Annotated in this window: 2 protein-coding genes; one reads left to right on the top strand and one right to left on the bottom strand. The window is 65.4% G+C overall.

The genetic code is table 11. The features are described 5' to 3' along the window. A partial coding sequence (locus tag RFN28_RS34630) for a transglycosylase SLT domain-containing protein (RefSeq protein WP_441328176.1) occupies positions 1–167 on the top strand: 167 nt, incomplete at its 5' end. A gap of 33 nt (positions 168–200) precedes the next feature. Here RFN28_RS34630 and RFN28_RS34625 read toward each other — a convergent pair. Then, the coding region (locus RFN28_RS34625) for an oligopeptide/dipeptide ABC transporter ATP-binding protein (protein WP_320291600.1) at positions 201–962 on the bottom strand (762 nt) is incomplete at its 5' end.

Raw genomic sequence — 962 nt, 5'->3', positions numbered from 1 at the left:
TCGGCGTCGCCCGCAACGACACCTACAATCTCTATCTCGCCTATTATCTCGGCTGGTCGGCCTACGGCCGCGGCAATCGCGGCGACGCCGGCGTGCAGAACTACGCGCGCGCCACCGACCAGATGGCCCGCGACTATGCCACCCAGTTGCGGCAGTGCGGCAGCTGATTGTGGCGCGGGACCAACGTCGGCGCCACGCTCTTAGTTCGGCTTCGGCTTCTTTCCGCTCGGACGCTTCGGCGGCGCGCCTGCCAATCCCGGTCCCGCGCCATGCGGCGCATCATCCGGCACGCCCTCATGCGCCGCATGCTCCTTGTCGAACTTGATGACCGGCTCCATCTTCGCCAGCACATCGTCGGCCAGCCAGCACAGGCTCATATGGCCGTCGCCGAGATTCTTGATCGGCGGCACCTTGGTCTCGCACAGATTGTCCGGCACCAGCTTCTTGTAGCCGCAGCGCGTCTGGAACGGGCAGCCGGTCGGCGGGTTCATTGCCGACGGGATGTCGCCTTCGAGCACGATATGCTTCTTGACCACGCTGGTGTCGGCGATCGGGATCGCCGAGAGCAGCGCCTCCGTGTAGGGATGGTAAGGCGGCGAGAAGATCTGGTCCGTCGTGCCCTGCTCGACGATATAGCCGAGATACATGACCACGACACGATCGGCGATGTAGCGCACCACCGACAGGTCGTGGCTGATGAACAGCATCGTCGTCTTGTTCTTGCGCTGGATGTCCATCAACAGTTCGGTCACCGCCGCCTGCACCGAGACGTCGAGTGCCGAGACCGGCTCGTCGGCCACCACCACCTTGGCATCGCCGGCAAAGGCTCGCGCCACGCCGATGCGTTGTTTCTGCCCGCCTGAGAGCTGGCGCGGCTTGCGGGTCTCGAAGGCCCGCGGCAGCTTCACCAGGTCGAGCAGCTCCAGCATGCGCTTGCGCCGCTCGGCGACCGTCTTGCCGAC

Origin of the sequence: Mesorhizobium album, assembly GCF_033977205.1 — a bacterium.
Classification (GTDB): Bacteria; Pseudomonadota; Alphaproteobacteria; order Rhizobiales; family Rhizobiaceae; genus Mesorhizobium; species Mesorhizobium album.
Note: the sequence above shows the minus strand (reverse complement) of the source record. Positions and strands in the feature narration are given on the sequence as shown.